The following is a 17,365-nucleotide window of genomic DNA, read 5'->3' as shown; positions in this document are numbered from 1 at the left end:
GACGCGCTGCGCTCGTACTATGCTCGGCGCCTGTCGAATCGCCGCCCAACCACCGGACTCCTTTCCATGCAGATCGCAAAGAACACTGTCGTCTCCCTCCGTTACCGCCTGTTCGACGCTGCGGATGCACTGCTCGAGGATGCGCAGCAGATCGACTACCTGCATGGTGGCTTCCAGCAGATCTTCGAGGATGTCGAGGCTGCGCTGGAGGGCAAGGGCGTGGGCGATGCCGTACTGGTCGACCTTCCGGCCGATCGTGCGTTCGGCGCGGTCGACCCCGGGCTCACGCGCAGCGAGCCGCGTGATCGTTTCCCGCCGGAGGTGAAGGTGGGCATGCAGTTCGAGGGTGCCGCTCCCGATGGCCACCACAGCGCGATCTACCGCGTCATATCGGTCGATGCCGACACGGTAGCCGTCGACGGCAACCACCCGCTCGCGGGCCGGGCGTTGCGCTTCGACTGCACCGTACTTGCCGTGCGCAAGGCCAGCCGCGAAGAGATGACGCACGGCCATGCGCATGGAGCGCACGGGCACGACCACGGCCACTGATCCCGGGCGGCTGGTACCCGGCGGTCCGATCCTCGCCCCGCTCCGGGGCTTCTGCGCGGCTCTCGCGGCGGGGCGCCGTCAACGACGAAGCGGCGCTGCCAGCTCCACCAGCCGGTAAGCGAGGTCGAGAGCCTCCCTGGGGCTGAGGCGATCGGGATCGATCGCGCTCAATGCCTCGAGAAGGGCCAGCGGTACCGGTTCGCAGGCGGGCGGCGCCGCAGCCGGAACCGGCACGGCTGCACCGGCCCGGTGGAGCTGTGCCAGCGGACGGAACAGATCCGGCGTCTCGCCAGCCCCCACCGACTGCTGTTCCAGTTCATGCAGCCGCGCGCGTGCCGCACGCATCACCGGCGCGGGCAGGCCGGCCAGCTGGGCCACCTGCAGCCCGTAGCTGCGGCTGGCCGGCCCTTCGTTCAGTGCATGCAGGAAAACGATGCGCTCGGCATGTTCGACCGCATCGAGATGCACGTTCGCGATGACCGGCAGTTCTTCCGCGAGCCGGGTCAGTTCGAAGTAGTGGGTCGAGAACAGCGTGAAGCTGCCGACCTCGCGTGCGAGATGCCGGGCGATCGCCCAGGCCAGCGCCAGCCCGTCGAAGGTCGAGGTGCCTCGGCCGATCTCGTCCATCAGCACCAGGCTCGCCGCGGTCGCGTTGTGCAGGATGTTCGACGCTTCGGTCATCTCGACCATGAAGGTCGAGCGGCCTCCCGCGAGGTCGTCCGCCGCGCCGATGCGCGTAAAGATCTGGTCGATAGGGCCGATGCGCGCACCGCTGGCCGGCACGAAGGAGCCGACGTGGGCGAGGAGCACGATCAGCGCGACCTGGCGCATGTAGGTCGACTTGCCGCCCATGTTCGGCCCCGTGATCAGCAGCAGGCGGCGTGCCGGGTCCAGCCGGCAGTCGTTGGCGACGAAGCCGTCCACGCCCTGCTCGACGATCGGGTGCCGGCCGGCACTGATCTCGACCACCGGGTCGTCGGTGAACTGCGGCGCGCACCAGTCGAGCGTGCGTGCACGCTCCGCGAACGCCGACACCACGTCGAGTTCCGCGACTGTGGCGGCCACTACCTGCAGCACCGGCACCGACGGTGCGAGTGCGACGAGCAGTGCCTCGAACAACAGGCGTTCGCGTGCTGCCGCACGCTCGTTGGCCGAAAGGTAACGGTCCTCGAAGGCCTTCAGTTCCGGCGTGATGTAGCGCTCGGCGTTCCTGGTTGTCTGCCGGCGCCGGTAGTCTTCGGGGACCCGTGATGACTGCGCCTGGCTGACCTCGATGAAGAACCCGTGCACCCGGTTGAACTCCACGCGAAGGGTGGCTATGCCGGTGCGGGCGCGCTCGCGTGCCTCGAGCTCGAGCAGGTAGCGGTCGGCGCCAGTCTGCAGCTCGCGAAGTTCATCGAGCTCGGCATCGAAGCCCGGTGCAATCACGCCGCCGTCGCGCAGTTGTGCCTTCGGCTCTGCCGCCAGCCGTTCGTGCAGGATCTGCGCGGGCTGCCCGGGAACTGCCAACGCGTCGGCCAGGTGGCACAGCCGCGGCGCACCGCAGCCTGCCAGCCCGGCGGCCAGTTCCGGCAGCAGCGCCAGGCTGTCGCGCAGCGCAGCGAGCTCCTTCGGGCGCACGTTGGCGAGCGCGATGCGTGCCGCGATGCGCTCCACGTCGGCGAACCGGGCAAGGCAGTCGCGCAGTGCCGGCGTGCGGTCGGCCAGCTCGGCCACTGCCGCGTGCCGGTGTGCGAGGCAAGCGCGGTCGCGCAGCGGCGCATGCAGCCATCGGCGCAGGAGGCGGCTGCCCATCGCCGTTCGGGTGGTGTCGAGCAGCGAGAGCAGCGTCGGCGCAGGCTCGCCGCGCAGGGTCTCGGTGATCTCGAGGTTGCGGCGCGTCGCCGGATCGATGCGCACCAGGTCCGAGGGGGCCTCCACCCGCAATTGCTGCAGGTGGGCCAGTGTCGCGTCCTGCGTGGCCCGGGCATAGCGCAGCAGTGCCCCGCTCGCGCCGAGGGCCACGGTCAGCCGCTCGGCACCGAAGCCGGACAGATCGCGTACCCCGAACTGTTCGCACAGCGCGCGGCGTGCGGTATCGGCATCGAAGTGCCACGGCGGCAGCCGCCGCAGCGCCACCGGAGAGCTGGCGCTGCCCTGGAGCGCTTCGGCGAGCGGCGCGGGGAGATCGTCCGCGACCAGGAGTTCTGCCGGCCGCAGCCGTTCCATTTCGGCCTGCGCGCCGGCGGCCGGCAGTTCGGTGACCGTGAAGCGGCCGGCGGCCAGGTCGAGGCTGGCGATACCCGCCAGCGGGCCGGCGATCCACAGCGCGGCGAGCAGGGCTTCGCGCCGGTCCTCGAGCAGTGAGCTGTCAGTGAGCGTGCCCGGCGTGACGATGCGGGTCACCCTGCGTTCGACCGGACCCTTGGCTGTCGCCGGATCGCCGATCTGTTCGCAGATCGCCACCGACTCGCCGAGCTTCATCAGCCGGGCGAGATACTGGTCGGCGGCATGGAAGGGAACCCCGGCCATCGGGATCGGTTCGCCGGCGGACGCACCGCGGCGCGTCAGTGTGATGTCGAGCAGCCGCGCTGCCTTGCGCGCGTCGTCGAAGAACAACTCGTAGAAGTCGCCCATCCGATAGAACAGCAGCACGTCCGGATGGCCAGCCTTGATGCGCAGGTACTGCTGCATCATCGGCGTATGCGGCGATTTCGCCGATTCGCCCGACGCGGCGTCTTTGCCGGGTTTCAAGCTGCAAGCCCCTGGATCGGTGATGGAAACGGCTTGCAGGGGCTGCTGGATGGTTTTTGTCTGTCGTTCACTATTCGCTCAGGATAGTCGAAGCCAGCCGGGAAGATAGCGCGCAATCGGGAGGCTATCGACTTCAGGCAATCGAATCGCTCTGTTCTCGCGCCGACACCGGGGCGCGGAAGTGCACCGTCCATGCGGCAGCATCGTCGGCTCAGATCTCACTCGACGGCCGTTTGCCGACTTCGTTCATTCCCACTTAACTTTCCGGCAGATGGCGTCGATACCATCGAGGCGACTCGTTCGATAAAGAGCAGGCGCGTATATACTGAAGCTATCCGATCCTCTCAAAAGCGACCCCGACATAATGCCAAAACTGAGCCTTGCCACTGTGCAAAAGCGCATTGCCGCGCTGCAAAAAACAGCAGAAATCCTGAAGAAAAAAGACAAGCAGCCTGCGATAAAGGCCATTCTGGCGATGATGGCCAAACATGACGTGAGTATCGGCGAGTTGCGTGCCGCACTCGAAGGTGGTGCAGCCCGGAAGACACGCTCTAAGACGCCAGTCGCTGCAAAGTTCAAGGATCCGCAAACCGGAAAAACCTGGTCCGGGCGCGGCAGGACGCCGGTGTGGCTGAGCGAGGCGGAAGCGGCGGGCAGGCAGCGCCAGGATTTCCTGATCAAGTAGCACTCGCAGGCAGCCGTTGCACGGGCGACCGGATTCATCGATCCGGCGGCGCGCGCGGGTTCGACCAGTTCCTGCCACGTTGCACTGCTGCGGCCAACGGCGCGGCTCAAGGTGCGCGCCGGACTGCCGATAAGGGTCCTGGGTGTCGACATCCTGACAGGCGGATGTCTGTTCGCCACCCAGGAACCCGGTGACCGCGCCACGGCCGCCGGCACGCGAGTCGGGCGCGATCGGCTCGTCGATCTGCAGCCCGATCGGCGTCTCGGTGGCGCCAGGCCGTCACTGCCGGCACCCGGCCGGCCAGAGAAAGCAGAGGCTGCGATGCGCAACTACCCGCCCGTCATCGACGAAGAGACACAGGTACCGGACGGCCGCTTCATCTACAGCCGCACCGACGTCGACGGTACCATCGTCGCCGCGAACGACCTGTTCGTGGAACTGTCCGGCTTCAGCCGCGAGGAACTGGTCGGCCAGCCGCACAACGTGGTGCGCCACCCGGACATGCCGAAGGAAGCGTTCCGCGACCTCTGGCGCAACCTCAAGGCGGGCGATCCCTGGTCCGGATACATCAAGAACCGGCGCAAGGATGGCGGGTACTACTGGGTCCATGCATTCACCTCGCCGCTGCGCGAGAACGGCAAGGTCGTCGGCTACGAGTCGGTGCGGCGCAAGGCGCCACCGGAAATCCTGCGCCATGTCGCTGGCGCCTACCGGCGGCTCGACCAGGGCGCGCCGCTGGCCATCGAGCAGGGCCGCATCGTGCGGAAGGGGCTGTGGGGCGCGATCGGCGGCATGGGGCTCGGTACGCGCCTGCGCTGCGCGATCGGTGCCGGGGTGCTGGTGACGCTGTTCCTGTTCGTGCGCAGCCTCGTTGCCCTGTCCGCGCTCGATGGCGGCCTGCCGGTCGGGCTGACGGTGGAACTGTCGGTGGCCTTCGCCGCCGCGCTGGTGCTGTCCGGCTACCTCGGGTTCGGCGTGGTGGGCTGCCTGCTGAGGGATCTCGGGAGCCTGCGCGACGCGATGAGTGCCACCCAGCGTGACGGCGACCTGCGCCGGGTGGTACGCCTGGAGCGCCGCGACGAACTGGGCCGCATGGCCGACGCGTACAACGCCATGCTGGCAAACCTGCAGGCGATACTCATCAATGTACAGCAGGCGGCGCGCGACACCGGCATGCAATCGCGGTCGGTCGCCGGAGCCAGCGACAGCGTCGCCCGCGAGGCGAGCGTGGTGAGCGACGCCGCCGCCTCCACCGCTGCGGCCGTGGAGCAGGTTACAGTGGCGATCGGTGAGGTCGCGGGCAACGTCGAAAAGGCAACGCAGGCGGCGCGTGCCAGTGCAAGCGATGCAGAGCACGGCATCGACATGTCGCACCGTGCCGCAGAAGACACACGGGCACTGGCCGATACGGTAACGAGCACGGCCGTGACCGTGCAGCGGCTGTCAGCCTCGGCTGCCGAGATCGGCAAGATCGTCGCGGTCATCTCCGGCATTGCCAGCCAGACCAACCTGCTCGCCTTGAACGCGGCGATCGAGGCGGCGCGGGCAGGTGAGCAGGGGCGTGGCTTCGCAGTCGTGGCGGACGAAGTGCGCAAGCTTTCCGAACGCACCAACCAGTCTACGGCCGAGATCGTCGGCATCATCGCCGCGCTGAACAGCGAAACCAGGGCTGCCCTCGAGGGCATCAAGGCCGGCGATGCGCAGGTCCATGTCAGCGTCGAGCGAGTGGTCGCGACCGGGCAGGCCCTGGAAGGCATCAAGGCTTCGACGGCGGCCAGCCTCGGGCTGATCGGCGGGATCGAACTGGCGACCCGCGAGCAGTCGAGCGCGGCCGACGACATCGCGCGAAATGTCGAACAGATCGCGCTGATGTCCGAGAACAGTGCGTCTGCGGTACGCGGCATCGCCGACGCGTCGCAGGCGCTTGCGGCGGTGGCTGCAGGACTGAACGAAACGCTTGCGCGGGTCCAGGTCTGAGGGGGCGTTGCCAGGCCGTCCGGCGTCAGGCGTCCGGCGCGGGGGTGGCTGGTTGCGACGCTTCTGCTTCGCCCGCACGGACCGGGCGATAGCGCGCTGGCAGGTGGGGCGCGAGCGTGGTCAGCAGTTGCCCGAACACCTTCGGCGTACCGGCGATGACGGCGCCGGACTCGAGGTAGCCCGGTTCGCCGCGCGCGTCGCCGATCAGTCCACCGGATTCGGACACCATCAGCGCACCGGCGGCGATGTCCCACGGCGACAGGCCGAATTCCCAGAACCCATCGAAGCGGCCCGCAGCCACGTACGCAAGGTCGAGCGACGCGGCGCCGGCGCGGCGGATGCCTGCACACCTGGGCATCACTGCCTTCAGCATGCCGAGATAGCTGTCGAAGTCGGACAGCTCGCGGAACGGGAAGCCGGTGCCGATCAGCGCGTCGGCCATCTGCGTGCGCCGGCTGACCCGAATGCGCCGGTCGTTGAGGAAGGCACCGGCGCCGCGCGACGCGGTGAACAGCTCGTTGCGTACCGGGTCGTAGATCACCCCGTGCGTCAGCACCCCTTTGTGGCGCAGCGCGATCGAGACCGCATAGTGCGGCATGCCGTGCAGGAAATTGGTGGTACCGTCGAGCGGATCGATCACCCACTCGTACTCGCCGTGTCCCGAACTTCCGCTCTCTTCCGCCAGGATCGCATGGTCCGGGTAGGCCTTGCCGATCACGTCGATGATCGCGGCTTCGGCATCGCGGTCGACTTCGGATACGAAGTCGTTCGGCGATTTGCTGCGCACGGTCAGCACATCGAGGTTCTGGGAGGCACGATTGATGATCGCACCGGCACGGCGGGCGGCCTTGACCGCAGTATTGAGCATCGGGTGCAGCATGGTGGCCTTTCGGTGCGCACTGGCCGCGGAGTCCGCGGATCCGGGGTGCTGGCGGGTTGCGCCGGGCATGGTGACGAAGGCGGCGGAGTCTAGCACCCTTGGCGACCGATCCCTCCCTGCCGCCCCTGGAGCGCCTGTCGCGGGTGCGCGTGGTGCTGCATTCTCCCCGTCATCCGGGCAACATCGGCGCCGCGGCCCGGGCGATGAAGACGATGGGTCTGTCCCGCCTTTGCCTGGTCACGCCCGAGCGGTTTCCCGACGACGAAGCCTACCGGCGCGCCTCCGGTGCCCGTGACCTGATAGACGCGATCGGCCTGCATCCGGACCTCGACTCTGCGGTGGCCGGCTGCGTGGCCGCGGTCGCGGTCGCGGCGCGTCCGCGCGACCATGCGCCGGTGTCGATGCCGCCGCGCATGCTGATGCCACGGCTGCTCGACCTTGCCGCCCATGGCGAGGTGGCGCTGGTATTCGGCAACGAGACCAACGGTCTTGCGCGGGTCGACGTGAACCGCTGCGACTTCCTCGTGCGCATTCCGACCGGCGGCGAGTACGGGTCGCTGAACCTGGGCGCGGCGGTGCAGGTGCTCTGCTACGAGCTGCGCATGGCGGCCCTCGCGGCGGCGGGCGAGGATGGCGCGCGCCCGGACGACGGCCTCGACTCGCCGCTGGCCACGCATGAGCAGGTGGTCCAGTTGCTGGACCATGCCGAGCGCACGCTGGTCGCGCTCGACTTCCTGGTGCCGGGCCGGCCGAGCCGCCTGATGGAGCGCATCGCCCGGCTGGCGCGCAAGGCCCGGCTGGAGCAGGAGGAAGTGAACATCCTGCGCGGGGTACTTGCCGCGGCCGAGGCGGCGCGCGCTGCCGCTGGCGACAGGCCGTCCCGATAGACCGCCAGCGGCGCGCTGTGCGGCGACTGGCCGGGGCAGAGGCCTGAACGCGGACAGGCCGCCTATAGTTGACCAAATTGATCGGGTTTAAGTACCATTACCCGGTGGTCAACACTGTTCCCGATGGCGGAGGCCGGCATGCGATTGACGACTAAAGGACGGTTCGCAGTGACTGCGATGATAGATCTCGGGCTGCGCTATGGCGGCCAGCCGGTCACGCTCGCCGAGATCAGCAATCGCCAGCGGATCTCGCTGTCCTACCTCGAGCAATTGTTCGGCAAGCTTCGGCGCCACCAGCTCGTCGACAGCGTGCGCGGGCCGGGCGGTGGCTACAAGCTGACCCGCTCGCTCGACGAGATGTCGGTCGCCGACATCATCCTCGCCGTAGACGAGCCGATCGACGCCACCCAGTGCGGCGGCCGCGAGAACTGCCACGACGAGCAGAAGTGCCTGACCCACGATCTCTGGGCCAGCCTGAACTCGCACATCTTCGACTATCTGCGCGCCATCAGCCTGAAGCAGCTCGTGGATTCGCAGCGCGAACGTGCCAACGACACCCACGTGATCAAGTTGCGCGAGCGGCGCGAGTCGCTGGCGCGCGACCTCGGAGCGGTGGTCGGGTTGTCGTGAGCGCACCGGTCTACCTCGATCACAACGCGACCACGCCGATCGACGAATCGGTGCTGGAGGCGATGCTGCCGTTCCTGCGCCGGCAGCACGGCAATGCATCGAGCCGCCACGAGATGGGGACGGTCGCCCGGCGTGCCGTCGATCGCGCACGCGAGCAGGTCGCCGCCGCGGTCGGTGCGCGCCCGTCGCAGGTCGTGTTCACCAGCGGTGGCACCGAGGCCAACAACCTGTTCATCAAGGGCGCTGCTGCCATGCTCCAGCCGCAGCAGATCGTGGTGAGCGCGATCGAACATCCGTGCGTTGCGATGCCGGCCAGGGACCTCGTCCGTGCCGGATGGACGCTGCACCGCCTGGCCGTGGATGCCGCCGGAGTCGCGGATCTCGACGACCTGGACGCCGCGTTGCGCCTGCCGACCGGCATCGTGTCCACGATGCTCGCGAACAACGAGACCGGCGTGCTGCAACCAGTCGCCGCGATCGCCATGCGTGCGCGCGCAGCCCGGGCCTGGATGCACAGCGATGCCGTGCAGGCGCTGGGCAAGGTGCCGGTCGACTTCGAGGCGCTCGGCGTGCATGGTCTTACCGTGTCGGCGCACAAGCTGCGCGGGCCCAAGGGTGCCGGCGCGCTGGTCCTCGACAAGCGCATCGAGCTCAAGCCGCTGCTGCATGGCGGGGGGCACGAGTCGGGCATGCGTTCCGGCACCGAGAACGTCCCGGCGATCGTCGGTTTCGGCGTCTCGTGCGACCTTGCAGTTGCGCGTCTGGCAGCCTTCGAGGCCCACTGCACGGCCCTGCGCGACGAACTGGATGCGCGGCTCCTGGCCGCCGGTGCGACGGTGTTCGGACGTTCGGCACCGCGGGTGCCGAACACGACCTGTTTCGCGATCGATGGCATCGACGGCGAGACGCTGGTGATCGAGCTCGACCGGCTCGGTTTCTGCGTGGCCAGCGGATCGGCCTGCTCGAGCAGGAGTACCGAACCGTCCGCGACGCTGCTGGCGATGGGCGTATCCCCGGATCTTGCGCGCGGCGCGGTACGGGTCAGCCTCGGACCGGATAACGACGCGCAGCAGATGCACGATTTCGCGGCGGCCGTGGCGGCGACGGCAGACCGGCTGCGGCGCCTCACGGCCATGGCCGTCTGAGCGCGGTGCCGGCAGACAACGAAAGACGAAGGAGAGCGAGATGGCAATCACCCTGACCGAGAACGCGGCGAAGCACATCCGCCGGCAGGTCGAGAAGGCGGGCGGCATCGGCCTCAGGCTGGGCGTGAAGAAGGTCGGCTGTTCCGGCCTCGCGTACACGTTCGACATCGCCAGCGAAGTCGGTCCCGATGACGAACGCTTCGTGTCGCACGAGGCGCAGGTGCTGGTCGAGCGGAAGAACCTGCCGTTCCTCGATGGCACCTCGGTCGATTTCGTGCGCAAGGGGCTGAACGAGAGCTTCCGCTTCGAGAACCCGAACGCCAAGAGCGAATGCGGGTGTGGCGAGTCGTTCAACGTCTGAGGGGCCCAGGCCCGGCTCGGTCCCGCACGGACACGCCGGGTATTCTTGATCGAATTGGTCAACAATAAGATAATCCTGACTGTTCCACTAGGGAATAGCCGCAGGACGGTGGTCACGACCCAGGGTCGTATGGCCGTCCGGTAACCGACGACCGCGGAGCATCCATGAGCGCAGTCCTTCAGCAACTCGTCAGCCAGCCGTACAAGCACGGCTTCGTCACCGACATCGAATCGGAGACCGCGCCGCGCGGCCTGTCAGAAGACGTCATTCGCATGATCTCGGCGAGGAAGGGCGAGCCCGACTGGCTGCTGCAGTTCCGGCTCGAGGCGTACCGGCACTGGCTGACGATGACCGAGCCGACCTGGCAGAACGTGTCGCATCCGCCGATCGACTACCAGGACATCATCTACTACTCGGCACCGAAGCCCAAGAAGAAGCTGGCCTCGATGGACGAGGTCGACCCCGAACTGCTGAAGACGTTCGAGAAGCTGGGCGTGCCGATGAACGAGCGCGCGGCGCTCGCCGGCGTGGCGGTCGACGTGATCTTCGACTCGGTCTCGGTGGCCACCACCTACAAGGCGAAGCTGGCCGAAGTCGGCATCATCTTCTGCTCGATCTCGGAGGCGGTGCGCGACCATCCGGAACTGGTACGCAGGTACATGGGTAGCGTGGTGCCCACGTCCGACAATTTCTATGCGGCGCTCAATTCGGCGGTGTTCACCGACGGCTCCTTCGTGTTCATCCCGAAGGGCGTGAAGTGCCCGATGGACCTGTCGACCTATTTCCGGATCAATACCCAGGATTCCGGCCAGTTCGAGCGCACGCTCATCGTCGCCGAGGCGGGTGCCTCGGTCAGCTACCTCGAGGGCTGCACCGCGCCGAAGTTCGATACCAACCAGCTGCATGCGGCGGTGGTCGAACTGGTCGCGCTGGACGACGCCGACATCAAGTATTCCACCGTGCAGAACTGGTATGCGGGCGACGAGAACGGCGTCGGCGGCATCTACAATTTCGTCACCAAGCGCGGGCTGTGCCAGGGCCGCAACTCCAAGATATCCTGGACGCAGGTCGAGACGGGCTCGGCGATCACCTGGAAGTATCCCAGTTGCGTGCTGCTCGGCGAGGGCTCGTCGGGCGAGTTCTACTCGGTCGCGCTGACCAACCACATGCAGCAGGCCGACACCGGCACCAAGATGATCCATGTCGGGAAGAACACCCGCAGCAAGATCGTCTCCAAGGGCATCTCGGCGGGCCGATCGAGCAACAGCTACCGCGGGCTGGTGAAGATCGGCGCCTCGGCCGACGGTGCACGCAACTATTCCCAGTGCGATTCGATGCTGATCGGCGACCGCTGCTCGGCCAACACGTTCCCGTACCTGACCGTGCAGAACCCGGCCAGCATCGTCGAGCACGAGGCCACGACCTCGAAGATCGGCGAGGAACAACTCTTCTATTTTGCCCAGCGCGGGGTCGATGCCGAGCAGGCGATCTCGATGATCATCAACGGCTTCTGCCGCGACGTGTTCATCCACCTGCCGATGGAATTCGCCGTCGAGGCGACCAAGCTGCTGGGCCTCAAGCTCGAAGGATCCGTAGGATGATCGACGCCAACGCAGCGACGCTGCTCGAAGTCCGCAACCTCCATGCAACGGTCAACGGCGTGCCGATCCTCAAGGGGCTCGACCTGACCGTGCGGGCCGGCGAAGTGCACGCGATCATGGGCCCGAACGGCTCCGGCAAGAGCACCTTCTCCAAGGTGCTGGCTGGCCACCCCGCGTACGAAGTCACCGGCGGCGAGGTGTTGTTCGAGGGGCGCAACCTGTTCGACCTGTCGGCCGACGCGCGCGCGCGGGCCGGCGTGTTCCTCGCATTCCAGTACCCCGTCGAGATTCCCGGCGTGACCAACAGCGCGTTCCTGCGCCTGGCCTACAACGCGAAGGCGATCGAGGAAGGGCGCGACGAACTCGATCCGCTCGAGTTCGACGACCTGGTGCGCGAGAAGGCGAAGCTCGTCGAGATGGACCCGAGCTTCCTCGACCGCAGCGTGAACGACGGCTTCTCCGGCGGCGAGAAGAAGCGCAACGAGATCCTGCAGATGGCGATCCTCGAACCGAAGCTCGCCATCCTCGACGAGACCGATTCCGGCCTCGACATCGATGCGCTGCGCATCGTCGCTGGTGGCGTGAACGCACTGGCCAGCCCGGCGCGTGCGATCGTGATGATCACGCACTACCAGCGGCTGCTGAACTACATCGTGCCCGACCACGTACACGTGATGGCGGACGGTCGGATCCTGAAGAGCGGCGACCGCTCGCTCGCGCTGGAGCTCGAGAGCCGCGGCTACGACTGGGTGACCGGCGCGCGGCAGGCGGCCTGATCGTGGCCGCGATGACCGATCCCGATATCCCGTTCCCGTCGCTGGGTACCTGCGCGCTGCCGCCGGTGCCGGGCGCGGGCGATGGCGACTGGCTCGCCGGAGTCGTGGCGGCGGCACGGGCTGCCGCCGGCCGCCTGCCGGTACCTACGCCGCGTGACGAGGCGTGGCGCTTCACCGATATCGCGCAACTCTCGCGTCAGTCCTACAGGGTCGATGCCGATGCGGCCGTGCTGCCGGATGCGGTGGCGCTGCTGCCGTTCGTGATCGACGAAGCTGCCGATGCGCGGCTGGTGTTCGTGGATGGCGTGTTCGCGCCCGGTCTGTCGGCCACCGGCGCGCTGCCGGCCGGCGTGCGGCTGCGGCCGCTCTCCAGCATGCTGGCCGGGGCCCGCGACGGCGATGGCCCCTCGGGCGCCGAGGCCGAGGTGCGTGCGCACCTCGCGCGGCATGCCGCGTTCGAGACCGATTTCTTCAGCGCGCTCAACACCGCGCGCCTGTCCGACGGGGCGGCCGTGGTCTGCGACCGAGGCGTGCAGGTGGCGGGCGCGATCCACCTGCTTTTCCTGTCCACCGGACGTCCCGCACCCGTTGCGGTCCAGCCGCGGGTACTGGTGGTCGCCGGGGCCGGCAGCGAACTGACCGTCGTGGAAGAGTATGCCGCGCTCGGCGAGTCGATCGTGTTTACCAACACGGTGGCGGAGTGCGTGGTCGGTGCCGATGCGTCGCTCCGGCACGTGCGGCTGCAGCGCGAGAACCGCGCGAGCTTCCATGTCGGCCGCTGCGCCGTGTCCATCGCGCGCGACGGCCGCTACCGCTCGGTCAGCCTGAACGTCGGCGCCAGGCTGTCCCGTCTCGACCTCGCCGTCACGCTGGACGGCGAGGGCGCGCAGGCCCATCTCGACGGGCTGGCGCTGCTCGAGGCGCGCCAGCATGCCGACTCCCACACCCTGCTCGGCCATGCGAAGCCACATGGCACCAGCCGCCAGCTGCACAAGTGCGTCTGCGATGGCGGGTCGCATGCCGTATTCAACGGGCGCATCCTGGTGCGGCCCGATGCACAGCATACCGATGCGGCCCAGCAGAGCCGCGGGCTGCTGCTCTCGCCTAAGGCACAGATCAACGCGAAGCCGCAACTCGAGATCTTCGCCGACGACGTCAAGGCCGCGCATGGCGCCACCGTCGGCCAGCTGGACGGAGACGAACTGTTCTATCTGGCCAGCCGCGGGCTGCCGACCGCACAGGCGCGCAAGCTGCTCACCTATGCGTTCGCCGCCGAGGTGATCGAGCGCATCCCCGTCCGGTCGCTGGTGTCGAGGCTGGCCGCGCAATTGATGGCAAGGAGTGGCTTGTGAAGGGTCTCGACACGTCCGATACGCTCGACACGTTCAACATCGACCGCGTGCGCGCGGATTTCCCGATCCTCTCCATGCGCATCGGCGACAAGCCACTGGTCTACCTGGACAACGCCGCCAGTGCGCAGATGCCGCAACGGGTGATCGACCGCATCGTGCACTACCAGACGCGCGAGCACTCGAATATCCATCGCGCAGTGCACTACCTGTCGGAGACTGCCACTGCCCAGTACGAGGCGGCGCGCCTGAAGGCGCAGTCCTTCATCAATGCGCCGTCCGAACGCGAGGTCATCTTCACCAGCGGTACCACCGACGGCATCAACCTGGTGATGCATGGCTATGGCCGGAAGTTCATCGGCGCCGGCGACGAGATCGTGGTCTCGGCGATCGAGCACCACGCGAACATCGTTCCCTGGCAGATGCTGTGCGAGGAGCGCGGCGCGACGCTGAAGGTGATTCCGGTCAACGACGCAGGCGAGCTGTCGTTCGAGGCCTACCTGGGCCTGCTCGGGCCGAAGGTGAAGATGGTCGCGATCACCCATGTGTCCAATGCGCTGGGTACCGTGGTCCCGGTGCGCGACTACATCGAGGCGGCGCATGCGTCGGGTATCCCGGTGCTGGTCGATGGCGCCCAGGCTGCGCCCCATATCCCGGTCGACGTGCAGGCGCTGGGCTGCGACTTCTACGTGTTCTCGGGCCACAAGATGTGCGGGCCGACCGGCATCGGCATCCTGTACGGCAAGTCCGAGTGGCTGGAGAAGATGCAGCCGTTCAAGGGCGGTGGCGACATGATCGCGTCGGTCAGCTTCGAGAAGACGACATACAACACGCTGCCGTTCAAGTTCGAGGCCGGCACGCCGCCGATCATGGCGGCGATCGCGCTCGGCGAGGCGCTCGACTACCTGCGCGGCATCGGGCTCGAGACTATCGCGCGGCGCGAGCACGAACTGCTCGCCTATGCGACCGAGGGCGTGTCGAAGATCAGGGGTATCCGCATCATCGGCACTGCGGAGCGCAAGGCAGCCGTGCTGTCGATGGTGATGGACGGCATCCATCCGCATGACCTCGGCACGCTGCTCAACGAAGACGGGGTGGCGATCCGGACCGGCCACCATTGCGCGCAACCGGTGATGACCCGCTACCGCATTCCCGCCACCGCGCGCGCGTCGTTCGCGTTCTACAACACGTTCGGCGAGGTCGACGCACTGGTGGCCTCGCTCGAGCGCGCGAAGACCGTGTTCGGCGTCGACTGAACAGGGCACCTCGACATGTCCGCGTCCAACCAGCTTTATCAGGAAGTCATCCTCGACCACAACCGCAAGCCGCGCAACTGGGGTACGGTCCCCGATGCGAACCTGCGCGCGGAAGGGCACAATCCGCTGTGCGGCGACCATATCGTGCTGACGCTGTCGGTCGGCGCAGCACGCACGGTCGACGCGGTCGGTTTCGAAGGCGATGGTTGCGCGATCTGCAAGGCCTCCGCGTCGATGATGACCGTGGCGGTCAAGGGGCGGCCTGTGGGCGAAGCCGAGGCGATGGTGCAGCAGTTCCGCGACATGGCCACCGGCAAGCTCGACCCGGAACGCGACGAAAACCTGCTCGGCCGGCTGAAGGTGTTCTCCGGGGTGAAGGACCTTCCATCGCGGGTCAAGTGCGCAATCCTGCCGTGGCACACCCTGCACGCCGCGCTGAACAATGATGCCGTCACCTCGACGGAAGGCGACGCCGCCTGACTGCTGCTGGCGCGCTCCCCCGTCTGCCGGGGCCTCGCAGCCCTCCACTCCGATCCCGTCCACGCCTCCCGTTCAGATGCCCAAGATCGCCGAAGTCGAATACACGCCGAATCCGAACGCCCGAAAGTTCGTGCTGAAAGAGCCGCTGACCTGGGGTATTGCGCGCTCGTTCGATCATGCGGGTGCCGCCGAGGCCGATCCGCTGGCCTCTGCCCTGTTCGACATCGCGCATGTGACGAATGTCTACTATGTCGACCACTGGATCACCGTCACTCAGGACGGGCTGGCACCGTGGGACGAGCTGCTGCGCGAGCTCGCGGTACCGATCCGCGAGGCGCAGGCGGCCGATTCCGCCACCGAGCACCTGGTGACAGCGGCGGCCGTGGCCCGCACCGACATGGACGCGTCCACGCTGGAGCGGCTCGATCGGATCAATGCGCTGCTCGACGAGCAGATCCGACCCTACTTGCAGAACGACGGCGGCAACCTCGAGGTGATCGACCTCACCGACACCCAGCTCACGGTGCACTACCAGGGCGCCTGCGGCAGCTGCCCGAGTTCCACCTCCGGGACCCTGTCTGCGATCGAGAACATCGTGCGCACGATCGAGCCCGAACTGGAAGTCGTCGCCGTATGAGCGCGGCATGAGCGACTGGACGATCGTGGCGCCGGCGGCCGAGATCGAGCCCGGCGGCTACCGCAGCGTCGACCTCGACGGCACCGCCGTCGCCGTCTTCAACGTCGGTGGTGCGTTCTTCGCGATCGAGGATGTCTGCACCCATGACGGCGGTCGCCTGGCCGGCGGTACGGTCGAGGGCGACCAGGTGGTGTGCCCGCGCCATGGGGCGCGCTTCTGCATACGCACGGGCGCTGCGCTCAGCGCGCCGGCCTACGAGCCGACGGCCTGCCTGCCGGTGCGGGTGGAGCAGGGCGAAGTACAGGTCAGGGACGACCGGTGGGACTGACCAGCGAGAGGCTCGCCTGGACACGCTGACCCACGCGCTGACCGGCGTCCTCGCGGCTCGCGCCCTCGCTTCCGTGCCGGTGTCCCGCGGACTGGAAGCGCCCTCGGGGCCAGGGTTGGCCGCGTGCATGGGCGTGGGCTTCTTCGCCGCGGTCTTTCCGGACATCGACGGCGCGCTGGCCCTGCTGTCACCCACGGCGTATCTCCTCGGTCATCGCGGCCTGACGCACTCGCTGCTGCTGCTCCCGGTCTGGGCGGCCTTGCTGGCGTGGCTGTTCAGCAGCTTCGGGCGCAGGCGCGAATGCCTGAAGCCCTTCTTCGTGATCAGTGCCGCCGCGCTGGCGGTGCATGTCGCTGGCGACGTGATCACCAGCTTCGGCACGCTGCTGCTCTCGCCGCTGTCCGACCGGCGCTTCGCGCTGTCGAGCGTCTTCATCATCGACCTCTGGTTCAGTGGCATCGCTCTGGCCGGAGTCGTGGGCTCGCTGCTGCTGCCGCGCTGGCGCCTGCCGGCGGTGGCCGCACTGGCGGCGCTTTGCGGTTACGTCGCGTTCTCTTCGCTGCAGCACGATCGCGCGATCGAGGTCGGCCTCGCGCGGGCCGCGGCCAACGGCTGGCCGGATGCGACGGTGAGTGCCATGCCGCGGCCCGTATCCCCGTTCAACTGGATGGTGACCGTCGAGAACGGCGAGCGCTACGAGGTCGCGCAGGTCAACCTGCGCCGCGCGGAACCGCTGGTGGCTGGCGAGGACGCCGGGTTCCTGCGCCGGCTCGACGCGGCCTACCGCCCGGTCGAACTGGCCACATGGGTAACGGCGACGCGCTTCGGCATCGACGAGGATGCGCGCGAAATCGCGCAAGCCGTGTGGGACCAGCCGGGTTTCGAGACGATGCGCTGGTTCTATGCGCTGCCGGCGCTGTATGCGATTCAGCGCGCGAGCGGCGAGCAGTGTGCATGGTTCCAGGACCTGCGCTTTGCGGTACCCGGCCGCGCCTCGGTACCGTTCCGGTATGGCATGTGCCGCGCCAGCCCGTCCGCACCGTGGCAGCGTTTCGAGATGGTCGGCGAAGACGGGCGCCGGCCGTTCTGAC

At 67.8% G+C, this 17,365-nt stretch carries 17 protein-coding genes; 15 read left to right on the top strand and 2 right to left on the bottom strand.

Annotated elements, in window-relative coordinates:
- Positions 1–66 precede the first annotated feature (66 nt).
- Positions 67–549 (top strand): peptidylprolyl isomerase, encoded by a 483-nt coding sequence (locus ING98_10555; GenBank protein ID MCA3102307.1) that lies wholly within the window; start codon positions 67–69, stop codon positions 547–549.
- Positions 550–627: 78 nt separating this feature from the next.
- On the opposite strand, the gene mutS is transcribed toward ING98_10555, so the two are convergent.
- Positions 628–3,225, bottom strand: coding sequence for a DNA mismatch repair protein MutS (gene mutS, locus ING98_10550; protein MCA3102306.1), 2,598 nt, complete (start codon positions 3,223–3,225; stop codon positions 628–630).
- A 421-nt stretch (positions 3,226–3,646) separates the two neighbouring features.
- On the opposite strand from mutS, the gene ING98_10545 reads away from it, so the two are divergent.
- Together ING98_10545 and ING98_10540 are read left to right on the top strand one after the other, a co-directional pair.
- Positions 3,647–3,967 (top strand): H-NS histone family protein, encoded by a 321-nt coding sequence (locus ING98_10545; protein MCA3102305.1) that lies wholly within the window; start codon positions 3,647–3,649, stop codon positions 3,965–3,967.
- A gap of 321 nt (positions 3,968–4,288) precedes the next feature.
- On the top strand, positions 4,289–5,944 hold the full coding sequence (locus ING98_10540) for a methyl-accepting chemotaxis protein (protein ID MCA3102304.1): 1,656 nt from the start codon (positions 4,289–4,291) through the stop codon (positions 5,942–5,944).
- Between the two features lie 25 nt (positions 5,945–5,969).
- Here the strand turns inward: ING98_10540 and ING98_10535 are convergent, their stop codons facing one another.
- Entirely contained in the window at positions 5,970–6,821 is an 852-nt protein-coding gene (locus ING98_10535) for an inositol monophosphatase (GenBank protein ID MCA3102303.1), read from the bottom strand.
- Between the two features lie 101 nt (positions 6,822–6,922).
- On the opposite strand from ING98_10535, the gene ING98_10530 reads away from it, so the two are divergent.
- The 12 genes from ING98_10530 to ING98_10475 all read left to right on the top strand — a co-directional run bounded on the left by ING98_10530 (position 6,923) and on the right by ING98_10475 (position 17,364).
- Positions 6,923–7,711, top strand: coding sequence for an RNA methyltransferase (locus ING98_10530; protein ID MCA3102302.1), 789 nt, complete (start codon positions 6,923–6,925; stop codon positions 7,709–7,711).
- 138 nt (positions 7,712–7,849) lie between these two features.
- Positions 7,850–8,341 carry a Fe-S cluster assembly transcriptional regulator IscR gene (iscR, locus tag ING98_10525; protein ID MCA3102301.1) on the top strand — a complete coding sequence of 164 codons (492 nt, stop codon included), beginning with the start codon at positions 7,850–7,852 and terminating at the stop codon, positions 8,339–8,341.
- Entirely contained in the window at positions 8,338–9,486 is a 1,149-nt protein-coding gene (locus ING98_10520; protein MCA3102300.1) for a cysteine desulfurase, read from the top strand. Before iscR ends, ING98_10520 begins: the two co-directional genes overlap by 4 nt.
- A gap of 40 nt (positions 9,487–9,526) precedes the next feature.
- A complete protein-coding gene (locus tag ING98_10515) occupies positions 9,527–9,847 on the top strand; it encodes an iron-sulfur cluster assembly accessory protein (GenBank protein MCA3102299.1) in 321 nt (106 codons plus the stop codon).
- Positions 9,848–10,011: 164 nt separating this feature from the next.
- Positions 10,012–11,448: a Fe-S cluster assembly protein SufB gene (gene sufB / locus ING98_10510; GenBank protein ID MCA3102298.1), complete on the top strand. Its 1,437-nt coding sequence runs from the start codon at positions 10,012–10,014 to the stop codon at positions 11,446–11,448.
- Positions 11,445–12,224: a Fe-S cluster assembly ATPase SufC gene (sufC, locus tag ING98_10505; GenBank protein MCA3102297.1), complete on the top strand. Its 780-nt coding sequence runs from the start codon at positions 11,445–11,447 to the stop codon at positions 12,222–12,224. Before sufB ends, sufC begins: the two co-directional genes overlap by 4 nt.
- A gap of 2 nt (positions 12,225–12,226) precedes the next feature.
- Positions 12,227–13,576: a Fe-S cluster assembly protein SufD gene (gene sufD / locus ING98_10500; protein MCA3102296.1), complete on the top strand. Its 1,350-nt coding sequence runs from the start codon at positions 12,227–12,229 to the stop codon at positions 13,574–13,576.
- On the top strand, positions 13,573–14,829 hold the full coding sequence (locus tag ING98_10495; GenBank protein MCA3102295.1) for a cysteine desulfurase: 1,257 nt from the start codon (positions 13,573–13,575) through the stop codon (positions 14,827–14,829). Before sufD ends, ING98_10495 begins: the two co-directional genes overlap by 4 nt.
- Positions 14,830–14,844: 15 nt before the next feature.
- Positions 14,845–15,309, top strand: a complete 465-nt coding sequence (locus tag ING98_10490; GenBank protein ID MCA3102294.1) for an SUF system NifU family Fe-S cluster assembly protein — start codon at positions 14,845–14,847, stop codon at positions 15,307–15,309.
- 76 nt (positions 15,310–15,385) lie between these two features.
- Positions 15,386–15,946, top strand: a complete 561-nt coding sequence (locus ING98_10485; GenBank protein MCA3102293.1) for a NifU family protein — start codon at positions 15,386–15,388, stop codon at positions 15,944–15,946.
- A 7-nt stretch (positions 15,947–15,953) separates the two neighbouring features.
- Positions 15,954–16,274 (top strand): non-heme iron oxygenase ferredoxin subunit, encoded by a 321-nt coding sequence (locus ING98_10480; GenBank protein ID MCA3102292.1) that lies wholly within the window; start codon positions 15,954–15,956, stop codon positions 16,272–16,274.
- A gap of 79 nt (positions 16,275–16,353) precedes the next feature.
- On the top strand, positions 16,354–17,364 hold the full coding sequence (locus ING98_10475; protein MCA3102291.1) for a metal-dependent hydrolase: 1,011 nt from the start codon (positions 16,354–16,356) through the stop codon (positions 17,362–17,364).
- Position 17,365 lies beyond the last annotated feature (1 nt).

Source organism: Rhodocyclaceae bacterium (assembly GCA_020248265.1).
Lineage (GTDB): Bacteria > Pseudomonadota > Gammaproteobacteria > Burkholderiales > CAIKXV01 > CAIKXV01.
This window is presented reverse-complemented; position numbering and strand designations above follow the sequence as displayed.